This window comes from Rhodococcus sp. GQ147 (assembly GCF_059759155.1).
The window spans coordinates 1-17301 of the sequence record NZ_JCAXDU010000002.1 but is presented as its reverse complement, the minus strand read 5'-3'; the positions used below and the strand labels follow the sequence as shown (position 1 = coordinate 17301).

Below are 17301 nucleotides of genomic sequence, written 5' to 3'. Positions count from 1 at the left end.
TCGTCCGAGCGACGGCCGCTCGGGCCGTCGTGATTCGTGCTGGCAGCCGTGGAGGGACGAACAGATGCGCCCGATGCTCGGCATCTCCGTCGACGACGGTGAAGTGTGCGCGGTCCTCGTCGATGCCGACGTTCCGAGTCTCGGTCCGTTCGACTCCCAGCGAGGCTTCGGCGCACCCGGGGACACACCGGCGGAGGCCGCTGCCGCTGCCGCCTCCGCCATGGCGGAACGTGCCGCCGCGGCGTCGCTGACCCTGTCCGCGGCCGCGGTGGTGACCGGTCCCGAGAACGACGAGGACGCCGAACCGGTCACCGAGGCGGTGCGAGCCGTGCTCGGTATCGACGTCGACACGGTCCTGCTCGACGACGCGCGACTGGCCTTCCTCGCCGGAGCACCCGAACTCGCGGAACTGCCGGTCCTGGCCCTGCACACCCGTACCTACGGCGTCGAATCCGCATCGATGGTCGACGTCCCCTCGCGCACGGTGCTGTCCACGGTGAGTCCCGACGGCGACGAGTTCGGTCCCTACACGCAGTCCCTGCCCGAGGCGATGGACGAAGCGGTCGCCCGCGCCGGCACCTCGCCCGACGCGGTGGTCTTCCTCGATCTGCGTCCCGGCGACGCCCGTCCGGCACGAGAACTCGCCACCGTCCTCGGTGTTCCCTTCGTGACTCCGCACGGGGTGCCCTGGCATCGCGCGACCGGTGCCGCGCTCGTCGCAGCCGCCCGCCGTTCCCCGACGGTCGTCGCCGCGCCCACGAACCGTCGTCGCGGCACCGTCCTGCCGGCCATGCTCGTCGCGCTCGTCGCCCTGCTGGGTGGGGGACTGGCCGTCGCGGTGAGCAGCGGCGTGCAGGCGGAACGCTCCGCGCCCGGACTGCAGACGGCCGTGGCGCCGCCGCCGTCGCCGGTGCCGTCGCCCGATCGCGCACCCGTCGCCGACCCGTGCTCCGAGGCGCGACCGGCATCGTGGCCGGCCCACGCGTCCGATCCGGTCGACCCGGTGCCGACGCCCGAGACGCCCACCGAGATTCCCTGCGGCAGCGCACCTCCCACCGCTCCGTGATCGGCCGGTGATCGGGCGCATTTCTCAGGTGCGCAGTGCCGAAAGGCGCATTTCTCAGGTGCGCAGTGTCCGACCGGCGCGCGTCAGCGAGTCCGCATCGGATGCGACGACGACATCGGCGAACCGCTCGCGGTAGTCGCCGAGGTCGTCGCCGACCGAACCGACCACCGCGACCACCGGAACGTCGCTGCAGCGCGCGAGGATCGCCGAGACGATCTTGCCCGCCCGCGACTGGCCGTCGAGCCGTCCCTCGCCGACCACCACGAGATCGGCGGTGCGCACGGCGTCGTCGAATTCCACTGCGTCGAGCACGAAGTCGGCTCCCGACCGCAGTTCTGCACCGAACCGCGACCACATCCCACCGGAGAAACCCCCGGCCGCTCCAGAGCCGTCGACCTCCCGCGGGTCGCGGGGGAGGGTCAGCGCCCTCTCTTCGAGGCGGCGCGTGAGCAGCGCGACGGCTGCCGTATCGGCGCCCTTCTGCGGCCCGAAGATCCGTGCCGCATCGGTGTAGCGGGTCGTCACGTCGGACAGCACGGTGACGCGGGCGTCGTCGAGCCCACCCCGCTCGTCGATCGCGGCGATCGCACCTGCGCCCCCGTCGGTCGTCGCCGACCCACCGGCCGCGACGACGATGTGCCGTGCTCCGCGCCGGACGGCTTCGGCCATGACCATCCCGGTGCCGTAGGTGTCGGCGGTGACGGCGTCGCGCGGACCGTCGTGCGGAGTGGTGATGCCGCTCGCCGTCGCGAGTTCGACGACGGCCGTGCCGTCCGGCGACATCCCCAGCAGTCCGCGGCACGGTGCGCGCCACGGGTTCACGGCCTCGACCTCGATCCGGGCGAGACCGAGCGGCCCGGCGAGCGCGTCGAGAGTGCCCTCGCCGCCGTCCGCGACGGGCATCCGGATCGCGGTGTGCCCGGCGCTCTCCACACCGGAGGCGATCGCGTCGGCGACCTCGATGGCGGTGTAGGTGCCCTTGAAGCTGTCGGGGGCGATCAGGATGCGGGTCACCGGAGGGCCCAGTCGAAGGCCTCGGCCTCGGAGCGGGCGCCCTGCCGGGCACGCGACCGGTTCGGTTCGTCCAGTTCGGCGACGATGTCCTCGCCGAGCCGGACCAGGGCGCCGAAGACCTCCGGGTCCAGCCACGACGGGCGGGTCGCGAACAGCAGGTCCTCGCTCGCGGTGTTGCCGCTCGCACCCGGTGCGAACGGGCACCCGCCCAGGCCGGCGAGTGCGCCGTCGACGACGGTCGCCCCGGCGTCGATCGCGGCGAGGCTGTTGGCGACACCGAGACCCCACGTGTCGTGACCGTGGTAGACGATCCGTCGGTCGGGGGATTCGGCGGCCAGGCGCGCGACCAGCGACGACACCTGGCCGGGCACGGCCTGGCCCAGGGTGTCGGCGACGACGATGTCGGCGGCCCCGTCGGTGCGCGGATCGCATGCGATCTCCACGACCCGGTCGGGATCGACCGGCCCGTCGAACGGGCACGTGAACGCCGTGGCCAGGCACAACTGGATACCGCCGCCGACGGCGTGGGCGCGTTCGATCGCCGCCGGCATCGCGGCGATGCTGTCCGCGGTGTCGCGGCCGATGTTGGCGCGGTTATGGGCGTCGGAGACCGAGAAGCAGTACTGGAACCGTCGGGCACCGGCCGCGATCGCCTTCTCGACGTGGCGCGGCGTGGCGACCCAGATCCAGCAGCGGTCGAGTTCCTCCTCGGTCAGCGCTGCGACGAGGTCGAGGGTGTTCGCCATCGGCGGCACGAGGTCGGCGCGGGCCAGGGACCCGATCTCGAGTTCGGGCACGCCCGCGGCGAGCAGCGCCCGGACGATCTCCACCTTGCGTTCGGTGGGGAGCAGTTTGCCGGTCAGCTGCAGTCCGTCGCGCAGCGTCACGTCGCGCAGGATCACGTCCGTGCATGCTCGGTCACTCGTCGGTTCCGCCACTGTTTCCGCCTCCCCGTCGTGTTCCTGCCGACCCCACCGTCTCGAACCGCACCAGTATGCCCCGGTCACCGTGCGGGCACGATCCGTCGACACACCGATGGACTTTCGCGAGGACTGTGACAGATGACACTATCCTCACCGTTCTGATCGTGAATTGCCGGAAGGTGCGGGGAAATGGCTTCGGTCCTGGGAAAAGTACTGCTCTGGATCGCTCTGCTGGGGGGACTGGCCGGGGCGGTGATCGCCGTGTGGGCGCTGCACGTGAACGGGCTGGTGGCCTCGCTCATCGTCGCGTCGGTGACGGGACTCGTCCTGCTGCGGCTGCGCCCGGAGGCGCGTGACGACTCCGACATCGCGCTCACCTGAGCGGTCGACCTCGCGATCACCTGAGCGGTCGACACCGCCCTCACCTGACGGGAAACGGGGCGTTCGGACTGTAGGGTGAGAACCGGCGTCCGGGTCGAGGGCGCCTCGCGTGGACGCGCTGCACGAGCGCGGCGTCGACGCCGGAGAGGGGGCCCGCGGCCTCCGCCGGGCGTGGAAGAGGAGCATCGGTCAGTGTCGCTGTGGTCTCGTGCCTTGTCGTCGGACGAACTCGACAGTCGTCGCTGGGTGGATCTGATGCCGTGGATCGACCGCTACGGATCGGCCCGCACCGCCGCCCTCGGGGCACTCGTGTCGTCGTCCCGCTGGTGGGAGAACGAGTCGCCCGCCGAGACCTGTGAGCACACCGAGATTCCCGAACTGTGCGCCGAACTCGCCCACATCTACGTCACCGACCACCCGGAGCTGCGCTTCGCGGACGGTCTGCTGCGTGAGGACGAAGTGCCCGTGGCCGCACTCGATCTCGGTCCGGCCGCCGCGACCCTCGTCGCGCGCCTCCCGCACGCACCCACCACCGCCGAATTGTTCAGTCGCAGTCCGGCCGATCTGCTCGGGATCCGCGGCGCCGACCGCGACGCGGTGGAGGAGATCGTCTGCGCCGCGCTCGTCGCGACGGTGCTCCGCGAACCGGCCACCCTCGAAGCCGATCCGCGTGCCGCGCGGGTGCCCGCCGCGGCGCTGCTCCTCGACGACCTGGCGGCGCTGGCGCGGTGGAGTCGCGTGTGCGGCCGCGACGATGCTCCTCTCCTGCTGGCCGTGATCGACGACGGGGCGCCGGAGGAGATCCAGGACGCCGCCGCCCGGTTGCGGGCACTCACCGCCCGCGACCTGCCGGTGGCGGCGCCGGCCGATCCGATCGCCGAACTCACCGACTACCTCGAGGGCTTGCCCGACGCGGAACGCACGGCCTTGCGGCGCCGCGTCCACGACGGCGTCGACGACCCGGCCGGGCCGTCCACCTTCCCATTCGGCACGGCGGTCGGCGACCTGCTCGCGGCGTTGCGCGTCGACGTGCGGCCGGTGGCGGCCTTCGACCGGATGGTGCGCACCCACCCGGTGCTGGGCCGGACCGTCCAGGGTTTCGACGTGCCCCTGTGGCGGGTGTTGCACCGTCTCGACGACCGTTTCGAGGTCGCGGACGGGTGGATCGCGGTACCGGATCTGCCCGACGCCGAGAAGCAGACCCGCGGACTGCTCTCGGAGTTCGAATCACCGAACGGTGTGGTCGAGCCCGCCGCCGTGAAGGCCGTGTGGTCGCTTCCCGACGACGAGTTCGAGGCGTGGACCCGGTACTGCGGCACGACGACCTTCGAAGGCCGTTTACTGTCCCCGCCGGACGGGCTCGCCGGACGTGCCGCTCAGGTCCTCGAGGTGCTCGGCGACCCCCTGACCGCCGACACGCTTGTCGCGCGCATGGGGGTCAATGCCGACGTCCACACCCTCGTCTCCGAACTCGCCGACGACGAGCGCTTCACATCCGACGGTGAACGTTGGGCGCTGGCCGAGTGGGACGTCGACGTGGTCACCGCCATCCGCAACCGCATCGCACGGCTGGTCGATGCCCGCGGCGGAAGCGCCGATCGCGACATGGTGGTCGCCGCGCTCGTCGACCGATTCGGCATCTCGGAGGATTCCGCCCGGACGTTCACGGCCGGAGGGGATTTCGAGGTCGTCGACGGCCGTGTCCGGCGTCGTCACCGCTCGCACGTCCCGATCGCCCGGCCCGAGCGCACACGCCGCCTCTACCGGCTGGGCGAGGCCTGGCGCCTGCGCATCCCCGCGACCCGCGACCACCTGCGGGGAGCCGAGTTCACGGTTCCGTCCGCCGTCGCCGCGATCGCCGGGTGCGCACCGGGTGGGCACGTGATGCTCCTGTCCCGCCTGGGCGGCCAGACCCTGCGCTGGACGGGACCGGTGCCGCGTCTGTCCTCGATCCGCCGGTTTCTCGAGGACGTCGGGGTGGAGGAGGACAACGAGCTGCTGCTCGAGGTCCGCACCGACGGCCGGTTCGACGTCCTGCCGCTGCGCACCGTCGCCGACAACGCCGAACCGCTGCGCAAGGCGCTCTCGCTCATCGGCCACACCGAACCGGAGACCGTCCCCGAGGAGCGGATCGCGTCGGCGTTGGCGTCCGCTCTCGGCCTCGACGGGGAGTCGCGCCCGCGCCGGATCCTGTCGGCCTACCGGGCCCGCAGGGAGACCGAAGTGGTGGCCCTGCTCGAACAAGCGTGGGTCCGTGTCCCGAACTGAGCGGGAAGTGGGTGCGCGTCCCGAACTGAGCCGGAAGACGTGATGCATCCGGCCCTTCGACGTAGCACGATTGGGGTATGGCCGACACGTCGAAACCCACCGCCGCAGTCCCCACCGCCCCCGACGCGGTCCTCGAGGCGTTGCGGGGAGCAGTCGCGTCGGTGGAGGCCGCCGTCGTGCGTCTCGAAGGCGACGATGCGGCGCCCGGAACCGTCGACCGCGTGCTCGACCTGGCCGGGGCGGAGCCGGCCGGCGACATCGTCGCGACCCACAATGTTCTGACCAGGGCGGCATCAATGGTCGACCACACCGGCGGTCTTCCCGACCGGGACTGGCAGTCGATCGCCGACCTCGGTGAGGTCCTCGCCCGGACGGTGACGCGTCTGCGCGGGCACGTCTCTTCGTCGCTCGACGATCTCGGACTCGACGCGGCGGTGGGTGAGCACGTCGAACTGCTGCAGAAGGTCGCGGTGGAGGAGGCTCTGGGGGAGACGCTGCAGTTGCTCGTGATCGTCGAGGACTGCCTGTTCCTGTGGCATCGCGTGCACCTGGCACGCACGCCCGACGACGAACTGCGCGACGCGCTGGCCTCCGCCCGTCAGGTCCTGGCCGACCACTTCACGCAGGACGCCGAACTGCTGCGCCGCGCCCGTGCCGCGCTCGCCCGGTTCGCGGAGGGCACCCCGATCGAGGTCGTACGCCGCTTGTCGTCGGGACGGACGACGAAGGTGCTCGCGGGTCTGCGTCAGGACTTCGACGACTTCCGGTGGGCGTGCCGTGCCGACGAGGCGGGTTGGCTCGACGACGAGGACCCGGTGATCGCCGAGGCCCTGGACTCGATGAGCAGTCCGCTCAAGGCGGTCGGGGGAGTCCTCGGAGACGTGTTCGAACGCGGCCGGGCGCGGGTGACGGAGACGTGGAGTCGCTCCGAGGCTTCGGAATCTGCCGCTTCGGGATCTGCCGCTTCGGGATCTGCGGATTCCGGATCGACCGCCTCCGGCTCCGACGATTCCGCAACCGCCGGATCCGACGACCGGCAGTAGACGCCACCGCACCGCTTCGCGAAGAGCGCTCGGTCCTCATACCTAGATCTGCTAGGGTCACCGTTATCCATAGAACCTCTAGGTATGAGGACGACATGTTCATCGAGAAGGATTTGGTGGCCGCGTCCGCCACCCCGCTCGTGCTCGGCATCCTCGCCGAGGGCGAGTCGTACGGGTACGCGATCATCAAGCGCGTCAACGAGCTGTCGCAGGGCCGGATGCAGTGGACCGACGGGATGCTCTATCCCCTCCTGCACCGTCTCGAGCGGGCCGGGCACGTGTCCGCCGCCTGGCGTGTCGCCGACAACGGGCGGCGCCGCAAGCACTACGCCATCACCGACGCGGGCCGCGAGGTCCTCGCCGAACGGGCGGCGCAGTGGACGGTCGTCGCCGAGGCGCTGCACCAGGTGTGGCAGTCGGCCCAGTTGCCTCCCGCCGTCGCACCGGGGTGGTCGTGATGACACTCGACGCGCATCTCGAGGACCGGATCGCCGGCTGGCGCAGCTACGTCGCCGATCATCGGGTCATCTCGTCCTCGGACATCGACGAGATGGAAGATCATCTCCGGGAACAGATCTCGGACCTCGTGTCGGTCGGACTGACGGCCGACGAGGCATTCCTCGTCGCGGTCGGCCGAATGGGTGGTCTCGACGAGGTCTCCCGCGAGTTCGCCCAGGAGCACTCCGACCGGCTGTGGAAGCAACTCGTCCTCACCGGTGGCGGTCACGGTGAGGAATCCGGAACCCCGCGTCGCCGTAGGGAACTCGCGGTCGTGCTCGCTTGCGCGCTGGGTGCAGGTCTGGCCGTCCGGGCCGGATTCGAGTGGCTCTCCGAAACCGCGCTGGTGCGCAACGCCGCCGTGCTCGTGCTGCCCTTCCTCACGCTGTATTTCGCGTGGAAGCGTCAGATGAGCCCGAAGAGCAGTGCGCTCCTTGCCGTTCCGTTCGTCCTCGCGGCGATCGTGCTCAACGTCTTCCCGTTCGAACCGGGCGGTGCCACCGAGATCATCGCGGCGATCCACGCCCCGGTCGCCTTGTGGTTCGTCGTCGGTGCGGCCTATGTCGCAGGGCAGTGGCGATCCCATCGCCGTCGCATGGACTTCGTGCGTTTCACCGGGGAGTTCGCCGTGTACCTGGCGCTGCTCGCGCTCGGCGGCGGCGTACTCATGGGACTGACCGCAGGTGCCTTCAGCGCCCTGGGGATCGATATCGAACCGTTCTTCGAACAGTGGATCGTCCCGTTCGGGCCGGCCGGAGCGATCGTCGTCGCGGCCTGGCTCGTCGAGGCGAAACAGCAGGTCGTGGAGAACATCGCTCCCGTTCTCACCCGGGTCTTCACGCCCGTCACGATCCTCATGCTGGTCGCGCTGTTCGTCGCGGTGATCGCGTCCCACAGTGTCGTCGACGTCGACCGCGGCCTGCTGATCCTCATGGACCTGATCCTCGTGCTCGTCCTCGGACTCCTGCTCTACTCGATCTCCGCCCGCGACCCGCACGCCGCACCGGACGTCTTCGATCTGCTGCAGGTCGTGCTGATCGCCGCGGCGCTCGCCGTCGACCTGCTGATGCTCACCGCGATGGCCACCCGCATCGCCGAGTTCGGCTTCACCGCCAACAAGGTCACCGCCCTCGGTCTGAACCTCGTCCTCCTGGTGAACCTGGTGTGGGCGGCGTGGCTCGGCGCCTCGTTCCTGCGGGGCCGCACCGGTTTCGCGGCGGTCGAGCGGTGGCAGATGCGGTACCTGCCCGTCTACTGCGGATGGGCGGCACTGGCGGTCGTCGCGATCCCGCCGCTCTTCCGGTTCGTGTGAGCGCTTCCGCCCGGGACGACGATCGGAGGCCCGGGACTACGGTAGGACCATGGCCAGGACGGACGCGGTGCCCACGTACACGATGAGGCAACTCGCGGCGTTCGTCGCCGTCGCCGAGTGGGGCACCATCACCGCGGCCGCCGACGCGATGCATATGTCCCACTCGGCGCTCTCGTCCGCGATCACCGACCTGGAGAAGGCCCTCGCGGTCAAGCTCCTCGTCCGGCAACGCGCCCGGGGTGTCAAGCTCACACCGACCGGTCACGCGGTGCTCGAGCGGGCGAAGATGCTGCTGCACCACGCGAGCGAACTCGAGAGCGACGCGCGGTCGGAGGCGGGGGACGTCGTCGGTCCGGTGGCGGTGGGGTGTTATCTCTCCCTCGCGCCGACGCTGTTGCCTGCCCTCATCGCCGAGTTCACCCGCTCCCACCCGCGCGCCGACGTCGACTTCCGTGAGGACACCCAGAACCGTCTGCGGATGCTGCTCGACTCGCACGAGCTCGACGTGGCCTTCCTCTACGACCTCGATCTCGAACCGGGACTCGAGACGGTCACCCTCGATGTGCGTGAGCCGATGGTGCTCGTCTCGGCCGATCATCCGCTCGCGGGAGGCTCGCAGGTGCGCCTGCGCGATCTCGCCGGCGAGCCCATGGTGCTTCTCGACGCCCCGCCGAGTTCGGGGCACGCCCTGCGGGTGTGCGCGGAGGCCGGCTTCACCCCGTCCATCGCGTATCGGACGCAGACCTTCGAGACGGCGCGGTCGTTCGTGGGGCGCGGGCTGGGGTGGACCCTGCTGGTCCAGCGACCCGCCGTCGACGTCACCTACGAGGGCCGGAAACTCGTTCTGCTGCCCGTCGTCGACCCGACTCCGGAACCCGTGCGCGTCGTGCTCGCGTGGCGTAAGGACGCCCTTCCGAGCCGTGTTGCCCAAACTTTCACGGACTTCGTCGTCGACGTCGCGAGGACCTCTCAGGCACTCTGACGTGGCCGAACGGCCCCATCCACGGAATTTCCGGGGATATTCACCGACTTTGTGCGCTTTGCAAACGATGTGACCGCTCTCATGATTGGTCCCACTGCGTCCGAACGCTCGTTAATCGGATGCCTCGGATCGACCGCCGGAGAGGGCACTGAACATGACAGTCCTTGACTCGACGCCGCAGACGTCGGAAAGAGCCGCACGCAAAGCCGCGCTCGGCAGCTTCGTCGGTACCGCCATCGAGTGGTACGACTTCTTCATCTACGGCACTGCCGCGGCGCTCGTGCTCGGCCCGCAGTTCTTCCCCGGCTCGTCCGAGGTCGCGGGAACTCTGGCCGCCTTCGCCACGCTCGCCGTCGGCTTCATCGCCCGCCCTATCGGTGGCGTCGTGATGGGCCACTTCGGCGACCGCATCGGCCGCAAGTCGATGCTCGTCGTCTCGCTGCTGCTGATGGGCTTCGCGACCGTGGCGATCGGCGTGCTCCCGAACTACGCGGCCATCGGCGTCGCGGCCCCCATCCTGCTCGTCGCCCTGCGGTTCATCCAGGGGCTCGGCGTCGGCGGTGAGTGGGGCGGAGCGGTGCTCGTCGCCACCGAGAACGCCCCCGCCGGCAAGCGCGGCCTCTACGGCGCGGCACCGCAGATCGGTGTGCCGGCCGGTGTGCTGCTCGCGAACCTGGTCTACCTGCCGCTGACCGCCTTCCTCAGCGAGGAGACGTTCAACGCGTGGGGTTGGCGCATCCCGTTCATCGCCTCGGCGGTGCTCGTCTTCGTCGCCATGTGGATCCGCCTGGGTCTCGAGGAGAGCGCGGAGTTCAAGGCCGCCAAGGACGCCCCCGCGACCGAGGAGAAGCTGCCGATCCTCGAAGTGCTCACCCAGCACTGGAAGACCGTGCTGCTCGCCGGCGGCACCTTCATCGCCACCAACGGCATCGCCTACGCCTACATGGTCTACGTCCTCAAGTACGGCGAGGCCACGCTCGGGTTCAGCAAGACCACGATGCTCGCGCTGCTGATCGCTTCGTGCCCGTTCTGGATGGCCGGTATGGCCTTCGCGGCCTGGCGCTCGGATCTCGTCGGACGCCGTACCGTGTACATCCGGTCCTCGGCCGCACTGGTCGTCGCGGCCGCCCTGTTCTTCCCCCTGATGGACACGGCGCTCCTGCCGGTCATGCTCCTTGCGATGGTCGGCCTCGGCTTCACCCTCGGCTGCTGCGCCGGCCCGCAGTCGGCCCTGTTCGCCGAACTGTTCCCCGCCAAGATCCGCTACAGCGGGGCGTCGCTGGGCTACCAGGTCGGCGCGATCCTCGGCGGCGGTCTCGCACCGATGGTGGCGACCTCCCTGTTCGCCGCGACGGGCACCTCGATGTCCATCACCGGCTACTTCGTGCTGATCGCGTTGATCAGCCTCATGAGCATCCTGCTGCTGCGCGTGCCGTCCGCCGGGCACGCGAACATCACCGACTCCCGCCGTTCTCCCGAGGAAGGTGCCTGACCATGTCGACCTACTACCAGCCGCCCAAGTACCCCGCGTCGGAGTTCGAGTCGATGACTCCCGCCGACGAGACGCTTCCCGTCGTCGTGGTCGGGGCCGGACCGGTCGGCATGGCCGTCGCCCTCGGACTGGCCCAGCGCGGTGTGCCCGTCACCATCCTCGAGGCCGCCGATCAGGTGTCCTTCGGCTCGCGCGCCATCTGTATCTCGCGCCACAGCCTCGAGGCCGCCGCCCGCCTCGGCTTCGGCGAGGAACTCGAGAAGATCGTGCTGCCGTGGGTCGGCGGTCGTAGCTTCTACCGCGACCAGCAGGTCCTGCACTTCCAGATGCCGCAGCGTGACTTCGACGTCCGCCCGCCCATGATCAACGTCTCCCAGTCGGAGTTCGAGCAGATCATGGTCGACACCATCGAGCAGAACCCGCTCGTCACCCTGCACTGGCAGGCCCCGATCGCCGGGATCCTGCGCGGCGAGGACGAGGTCACCCTCGAGGTCGACACCGCCGCCGGCAAGCGGCACCTGCGCGCACGCTGGGTCGTCGCCGCCGACGGTGGCCGCAGCCGCATGCGCGAACTCGCGGGCCTGCGCCTGCAGGGCACCAGCTACGAGGGCCGCTACGTCATCGCCGACATCCACTGGGAGTCCGATCTCCCCGCGGAGCGCATGGTCTGGTTCGACCCGCCGAGCAACCCCGGCTCGACGATCATCATGCACAAGCAGCCCGGAAACATCTGGCGCATCGACTACCAGCTCGACCCGTCCGAAGACGCCGAGATCGAGACGCAGGAGGAGGCGATCCGCGCCCGCATCGCCAAGCACCTCGACTGGCTGCAGAACGACCTGCCGTGGACCCTCGAGTGGAAGGGCTTCTACAGCGCCCGCGCACTCGCCCTCGACGAGTTCACCCACGACCGTCTCCTCTTCGCCGGTGACGCGGCCCATCTGGTGCCGATCTTCGGTGTGCGCGGACTCAACTCGGGCATGGAGGACGCCGAGACCCTCGCGTGGCAGCTCGCCGCGGTCGTGAACGGCAACGCCGAGCCCGCCCTGCTGAAGGCGTACTCGTTCGAACGCCACAACGCGTGGGAGCAGAACGTCGCCAACGCCGGCAAGTCCACGCTCATCATGAGCCCCGGCAGCCACGGCTACCGCACCACGCGCGACGCGATCCTCGCGCTCGCCGTGGGCCGTCCCGAGTTCGGGCACCTGATCAACCCACGCCAGTCCAGCGCCACGCACGCACGCCTGTCTCCGCTGACCTGGTCTGTCACCCCCGGCACCGAAGGTGTGCTCCCGGGTGATCCCGTCGAGGACCGCCGGATCCGCATCGCCGATCGCGAGACGTCGCTGAACGACGCCCGCGGAACCGGATTCGCCGTGCTCGGAGTCGGTCTCGATGCGGCGGGCTCGGCCGCCCTCGCGAACGCCGCAGCCGGCCTGGCGCACGCGCTCGCACCCGAGAGCGTCGCGGCCCTGGCCGTCGACAGCGCAGAGGTGGACGGTGTGACACTCCTCGAGGCGCCCGATCTCGGCGAGGCACTCGGCGCGACGGCCGGCGAGGCCTTCGTGATCCGCCCCGACGGTCTACTGCTGTGCCGTGTGCCGGTCGCCGACCTGGACGGTGTCGCGGCGTCCCTGCGCTCCGGTGCCGCTCCGGCCGGCGCGGAACTCCCGGCCCGCCCTGCCGAGCAGGTCACCGAGGACGATCAGCGGCGTGAGAACGTCTGGCTCGGCCTGTCCACCGCCCTGGATCAGGCCGCCGAGGACGACCGCGAGGGCTTCCTGGCGCGACTCGCGCTGGTGCTCGGCTCGCAGGTCGACCGCCGGCAGTTCGAGGAGGCCATCGCGGCCGCCGCGGACACCTCGCCGCTGCGCGTGGAGGAACTCGCCCCGCAGGTCTGAGCGATGACATCGCTCGAGTGTCCGTCCCCGGTTGCCCCCTGCAACCGGGGGCGGACTGCTGTGTAAGGGATTACCGCAGCGCGTCGAGTGCCTCGTCGATCGGAACGTCGCCGTTGTTGAACTCGATGGTGCGTCCCACCGTCTCCGGTCGCTCGAGCACCGCTGCGGCGACGGCCGCGACGTCGGCGCGCGAGACCTGTCCCTTGTCGCTCGCCCCGTGCCCCTCGATCTCGATGCGGCCGGTGGGCGGGTCGAGGGTCAGCGCGCTCGGACCGAGGATCGTCCAGTCGAGGTCGGTACCCCGCAGATGGGTGTCCGCAGCCGACTTGGCCTCGGCATAGGCGTAGAAACTGTTGTCCTCGGGGACACCGTGGTCGGGGCGGGCCCCGAAGTACGACACCATCACGTACCGGCGGACCCCGGCCTCCTGCGCGGCAGTCATCGAGGCGATCGCCGCATCGCGGTCCACCGCATAGGTGCGTTCGGGATTCCCTCCGCCCGCGCCTGCAGACCAGACCACCGCGTCGTGGCCGCGCAGCAGCTCGGTGACTTCGGCGATGTCCATCTTCTCGACGTCGGCGACGACGGGCGTGCCACCGGCAGCGCGTACATCGTCGGCGTGATCGGGATTGCGGATGAACGCACTGGTCTCGTGACCGGCATCGGCCAGCAGCCGCTCGAGATGCAACGCGACCTTGCCGTGTCCTCCGAAGAGTGCGATTCGTGCCATGGAGACCTCCTGACGATGAAGTGGTTCCCGTGCAGCATGCCCGGAATCGGTCACCGCGAACCGTGACGTCCGCCGCCGGATGCCCGATCAGGCGATGCGTTCGAATGCGCGGTCGACGAGATACTCCGCGATCGCCATCGACGAGGTGGCGCCGGGCGACGGGGCATTGCGCAGGTGCACGACCCGTCCGTGCCCGGTGACGACGAAGTCGTCCTCGAGGCCTCCGTCGGAGTTCATCGCCTGAGCGCGGATGCCACGCGGACCCGGCCGCACGTCGTCGACGGTCAGCCCGGGCATGTACGCGGCCGCATCGGCGACGAACCGCCGAGTACTGGTGGCCGTGCGCAGTTCCCGACCCGCTGCGGGCAGGTTGTTCGCGGCGAACCGCCAGAAACCGGGCCAGGCGACGGCATCGCGCAGATCCCGCCACGATCCGCGCCCGCCGCGATAGGCCTCGCGGCCGGGGGAGAGGAAGGCGTTGGGTCCCACCATCACCTCACCGTCGATCCGCCGGGTGAGATGCACCCCGAGGAACGGATAGCGGGGGTCGGGCACCGGATAGATCAATCCGCGCACCTTTGCCGCCGCGTCGGGTTCGAGCAGCAGATAGTCGCCGAGGAACGGGACGATCCGCGGGTCGCGGGTGTCGCCCGAGGTGTGGGCGAGGCGGTCGGACTGCAGTCCCGCGCACGTGATCACCAGGTCGAAGGCAAGTTGGTCGCCCGGGATGTCGACGACGACCTGCTCGCCCGCCTCACGGATCGCCGTCACGGCGGTACCGGTCCGCACCGTGCCGCCCGCGGCGACGACGTCGTCCGCGAGCGCGCGGGTGACGGCGACGAAGTCGACGATCGCCGTGTGCGGGGAATGAAGGGCTGCGATCCCGACGGCGTGCGGCTCGATCGCGGTGATCTCGTCGGCGCCGAGACGCCTGATGCCGGGGACCCCGTTCGCCGTGGCCCGCGAGAAGATCGCGTCGAGGCGGCCGAGTTCCGACTCGTCGAGGGCGACGACGACCTTGCCGCACTCGTCGTAGGGCAGGCCCTTGTCCGTGGTGAACGTCTGCAACAACTCCACCCCGCGCCTGCACAACCGGGCTTTGAGACTTCCGGGCGTGTAGTAGAGGCCGGCGTGGACGACGCCACTGTTGTGCCCCGTCTGGTGAGCGGCGAGCCGGTCTTCCTTCTCGAACAGCGTGACGTCGGCGTCCGTGAGGGCGAGTTGCCGGGCGGTCGCGGCACCGATGATGCCCCCACCGACCACCGCGACGCGAAGGCTGCGAATACTCAAGGGCCGCTCCCTGTTCTCCGCGGATCGTGACGTCCGTCCGCAGTCCGGCGAGTATATGTCGCGACCCTGTGAGGACAGGGTCGTTCCGGGACGACAGGGTTGTTCCGAGACGGTCGGCGAAATCCCCCGAGTGAGGGATGGCCGGGGTCACGAACACCGGTCGAGACTGGATCCACGGAATGGAGAGGTTCACCGAGAACCCTCGTCGATCGGATATCACCATGAAGAAACATCGATCATCTCGTTCCATCGCAGTGCTCCTCGCCTCTTGTATTGCCGTGGCGGTCGGTGGTGTGGCATCGGCAGTGCCCACACCTGCCCACCTGCATTTCGGTCAGGCCGTGAGCGTCGGTGACGGAACTGCGCGTGCGTATGCGACCGTGGATGCGGACGGCGCCCCGACCGCCGTCGGTATCCGATTCTCGCCGGCGGCCCTCGACGGACTGCCCGATGCCGACGGGATGTACATGCTGCACCTGCCCGTTCAGGCATCCGATACTGTGTTCGACCACGTCATGCTGAACTGGAATCCGCGTGGGCACGACCCGACCGTGCTGTTCGGGAAACCCCATTTCGACGTGCACTTCTACATGACCGACATGGCGGCGATCGAGGCAATCGACCCGGCCGCACCGGATTACGCCGCTCGCGCCGAACGACTCCCGGACCCGAAGTACATGCCCGGCGACTACGTGACTCCGCCGGGGATGCTCGCGTCGCAACTCGCGGTGCCGTTCATGGGTGTGCACTGGCTCGACATCACGGAAGGAATGGTTCCCGGTGTCTACGACTTCACCGAGACGTTCGTCAACGGCTCGTGGGACGGCGACTACACCTTCATGGAACCGATGATCACGCGGGAGTGGCTGCTGACCCGTCCGACGATCCGCGAACAGATCAAGTTGCCGGCCGCCTATCAGCACTCGGCCTGGTATCCCACCGTCTACAGCGTCGGATTCGACGAGCAGGCGCAGGAATACGACATCGCCCTCGGAGGGATGGTCCCGCGCCAGGAATCCTGACGCGCACCCCATGAGAACCATTGCGGTACAGCAGGAACAGTCACTGCATCTCGGGTGAGGGCGGCAAGGAGGGATCCGTCTCGCGCGCCACCGTCAAGTTTGCCGGACGGCGAATCGAACTCACCGAGGAACTGGCCCGCGTCGAGCCCGGCAGAGCCCAGCACCGCCGCAGCGTGAAGAGTCCGATCCGGTACGAGACCGTCTATCGCTTCGAGTCGGTGGAGACGGGAACCCGCGTCACCTTCCACCAGGACACCGAGGACGTCGGGAACTTCTTCGGCAAGTTCACCCAGCCGGTCGTGGAGAAACTGTACGCGCGCGATGTGCGGAACAACCTCGAACATGCGAAACAGCTTCTGGAGGAGGGAGATGCGGTCGAAGGGTGATGCGAAGGATCGACCGGCACTCACAGGGTGCCGGTCCTTCGCGTGTTCGTCAGTGGTCGACGAGCGCCAGCACCCGGTCGGCCGCAGCCGACGCACCGTCGACGGTTCGGAGACGGGCGCCGAGTTCTGCTGCCGCCGTGCGATAACCGTCGTCGGTCAGCAGACTCTCCAGAGCTGCGCGTATCTGCTCGGGCGAAGCGGTCTTCCGGAGACGGATGCCCGCACCCGCCTTCGCGACCTCGCGGCCGATGATCGCCTGATCCGTGACCGCCGACATGGGCATGATCAGTATCGGAAGTCCGTGTGCGAGAGCCCGGAAAGCGGTCGCGTGCCCGCCGTGCCCGACGACCGCCGAGCAGGTCGGCATCAGTTCGTGGTGCGGAACGTATCGGTGGACGGTCGCATTGGGTGGTACGCGCAACCCCGTAGGGTCGATCGCCGGCCCGGTCGTGACGACGAACTCCGCGTCCATCTCCGCCGCGGCGTCGAAGATGTTCTGGTAGGTGCGGCGCTGACCCGGGAAGCCGGCGGTGCTCAGACTGACCAGCACGCGCGGCGGTGTTCGTCCGACCGCGGCAGCCGTCGCGTCGTGGATCGCACCGGTCCAGGTCGGCGAGCCGTCCGTGCGCCCGGCGCGCGGCCGGGTCGAGCACTGGGTCCGAGCACACGAGTCGCATGTCGGCCTGTTCCCACAGTCGCTTCGGACCCAGACCGCGTAGTCGCGAACCGATCCCGAAAGGTCCGTGCCGGAAGGCGCCGTCGAATGCGGCGAAGAAGGAATGGAACAGCACCACGTGCGGCACCCCGGTGCGTGCCGCAGCGTCCTGGGCGTTGAACAGCATGCAATCGACGATCACCAGATCGGTCGGCTCCCTCGTGATCTCGTCCTCCACATCCCCCGCGACGGCGGGGTCGGTCATCATGGCGTAGGCCATGGTCAGCACTTTCGGGGTGCTCAGTTCTACGTGCGGGGTCCAGGTCGGCGAGTGCCGG

Annotated in this window: 16 protein-coding genes; 11 read left to right on the top strand and 5 right to left on the bottom strand. The window is 69.6% G+C overall.

The window, feature by feature from the left end:
• Positions 1–64: 64 nt before the first annotated feature.
• Positions 65–1066 (top strand): hypothetical protein, encoded by a 1002-nt coding sequence (locus tag AC6CID_RS02550; protein WP_039586261.1) that lies wholly within the window; start codon positions 65–67, stop codon positions 1064–1066.
• Positions 1067–1120: 54 nt separating this feature from the next.
• On the opposite strand, the gene AC6CID_RS02545 is transcribed toward AC6CID_RS02550, so the two are convergent.
• Both AC6CID_RS02545 and AC6CID_RS02540 read right to left on the bottom strand, forming a co-directional pair.
• Positions 1121–2080 (bottom strand): glycerate kinase family protein, encoded by a 960-nt coding sequence (locus AC6CID_RS02545; protein WP_498353527.1) that lies wholly within the window; start codon positions 2078–2080, stop codon positions 1121–1123.
• On the bottom strand, positions 2077–2982 hold the full coding sequence (locus AC6CID_RS02540; RefSeq protein WP_006553936.1) for a hydroxymethylglutaryl-CoA lyase-like TIM-barrel protein: 906 nt from the start codon (positions 2980–2982) through the stop codon (positions 2077–2079). Before AC6CID_RS02540 ends, AC6CID_RS02545 begins: the two co-directional genes overlap by 4 nt.
• 210 nt (positions 2983–3192) lie before the next feature.
• Here AC6CID_RS02540 and AC6CID_RS02535 point away from each other — a divergent pair, with 210 nt between their 5' ends.
• The 8 genes from AC6CID_RS02535 to AC6CID_RS02500 all read left to right on the top strand — a co-directional run bounded on the left by AC6CID_RS02535 (position 3193) and on the right by AC6CID_RS02500 (position 12880).
• Positions 3193–3384, top strand: coding sequence for a hypothetical protein (locus AC6CID_RS02535; RefSeq protein ID WP_006553937.1), 192 nt, complete (start codon positions 3193–3195; stop codon positions 3382–3384).
• Positions 3385–3576: 192 nt separating this feature from the next.
• On the top strand, positions 3577–5652 hold the full coding sequence (locus tag AC6CID_RS02530) for a hypothetical protein (RefSeq protein ID WP_498353526.1): 2076 nt from the start codon (positions 3577–3579) through the stop codon (positions 5650–5652).
• 77 nt (positions 5653–5729) lie between these two features.
• Positions 5730–6695 (top strand): hypothetical protein, encoded by a 966-nt coding sequence (locus AC6CID_RS02525; RefSeq protein ID WP_498353525.1) that lies wholly within the window; start codon positions 5730–5732, stop codon positions 6693–6695.
• Positions 6696–6790: 95 nt separating this feature from the next.
• Positions 6791–7153 carry a PadR family transcriptional regulator gene (locus AC6CID_RS02520; RefSeq protein WP_016691962.1) on the top strand — a complete coding sequence of 121 codons (363 nt, stop codon included), beginning with the start codon at positions 6791–6793 and terminating at the stop codon, positions 7151–7153.
• Complete coding sequence (locus AC6CID_RS02515; protein WP_487041113.1) at positions 7153–8505, top strand: permease prefix domain 1-containing protein; 1353 nt, start codon at positions 7153–7155, stop codon at positions 8503–8505. Before AC6CID_RS02520 ends, AC6CID_RS02515 begins: the two co-directional genes overlap by 1 nt.
• A 49-nt stretch (positions 8506–8554) precedes the next feature.
• Positions 8555–9487: a LysR family transcriptional regulator gene (locus tag AC6CID_RS02510; protein WP_498353524.1), complete on the top strand. Its 933-nt coding sequence runs from the start codon at positions 8555–8557 to the stop codon at positions 9485–9487.
• Positions 9488–9641: 154 nt separating this feature from the next.
• On the top strand, positions 9642–10979 hold the full coding sequence (locus tag AC6CID_RS02505) for an MFS transporter (protein ID WP_498353523.1): 1338 nt from the start codon (positions 9642–9644) through the stop codon (positions 10977–10979).
• Positions 10980–10981: 2 nt separating this feature from the next.
• On the top strand, positions 10982–12880 hold the full coding sequence (locus tag AC6CID_RS02500; protein ID WP_498353522.1) for an FAD-dependent monooxygenase: 1899 nt from the start codon (positions 10982–10984) through the stop codon (positions 12878–12880).
• A gap of 70 nt (positions 12881–12950) precedes the next feature.
• On the opposite strand, the gene AC6CID_RS02495 is transcribed toward AC6CID_RS02500, so the two are convergent.
• Both AC6CID_RS02495 and lhgD read right to left on the bottom strand, forming a co-directional pair.
• Positions 12951–13610, bottom strand: coding sequence for an SDR family oxidoreductase (locus AC6CID_RS02495; RefSeq protein WP_498353521.1), 660 nt, complete (start codon positions 13608–13610; stop codon positions 12951–12953).
• 87 nt (positions 13611–13697) lie between these two features.
• Entirely contained in the window at positions 13698–14894 is a 1197-nt protein-coding gene (gene lhgD / locus AC6CID_RS02490) for an L-2-hydroxyglutarate dehydrogenase (protein ID WP_498353624.1), read from the bottom strand.
• Between the two features lie 227 nt (positions 14895–15121).
• Here lhgD and AC6CID_RS02485 point away from each other — a divergent pair, with 227 nt between their 5' ends.
• Positions 15122–15922, top strand: a complete 801-nt coding sequence (locus AC6CID_RS02485) for a DUF5602 domain-containing protein (RefSeq protein ID WP_498353520.1) — start codon at positions 15122–15124, stop codon at positions 15920–15922.
• 20 nt (positions 15923–15942) lie between these two features.
• On the top strand, positions 15943–16308 hold the full coding sequence (locus AC6CID_RS02480; protein WP_498353519.1) for an SRPBCC family protein: 366 nt from the start codon (positions 15943–15945) through the stop codon (positions 16306–16308).
• Between the two features lie 49 nt (positions 16309–16357).
• On the opposite strand, the gene AC6CID_RS02475 is transcribed toward AC6CID_RS02480, so the two are convergent.
• Positions 16358–16858 carry a glycosyltransferase gene (locus AC6CID_RS02475; protein WP_498353518.1) on the bottom strand — a complete coding sequence of 167 codons (501 nt, stop codon included), beginning with the start codon at positions 16856–16858 and terminating at the stop codon, positions 16358–16360.
• Positions 16859–17301 lie beyond the last annotated feature (443 nt).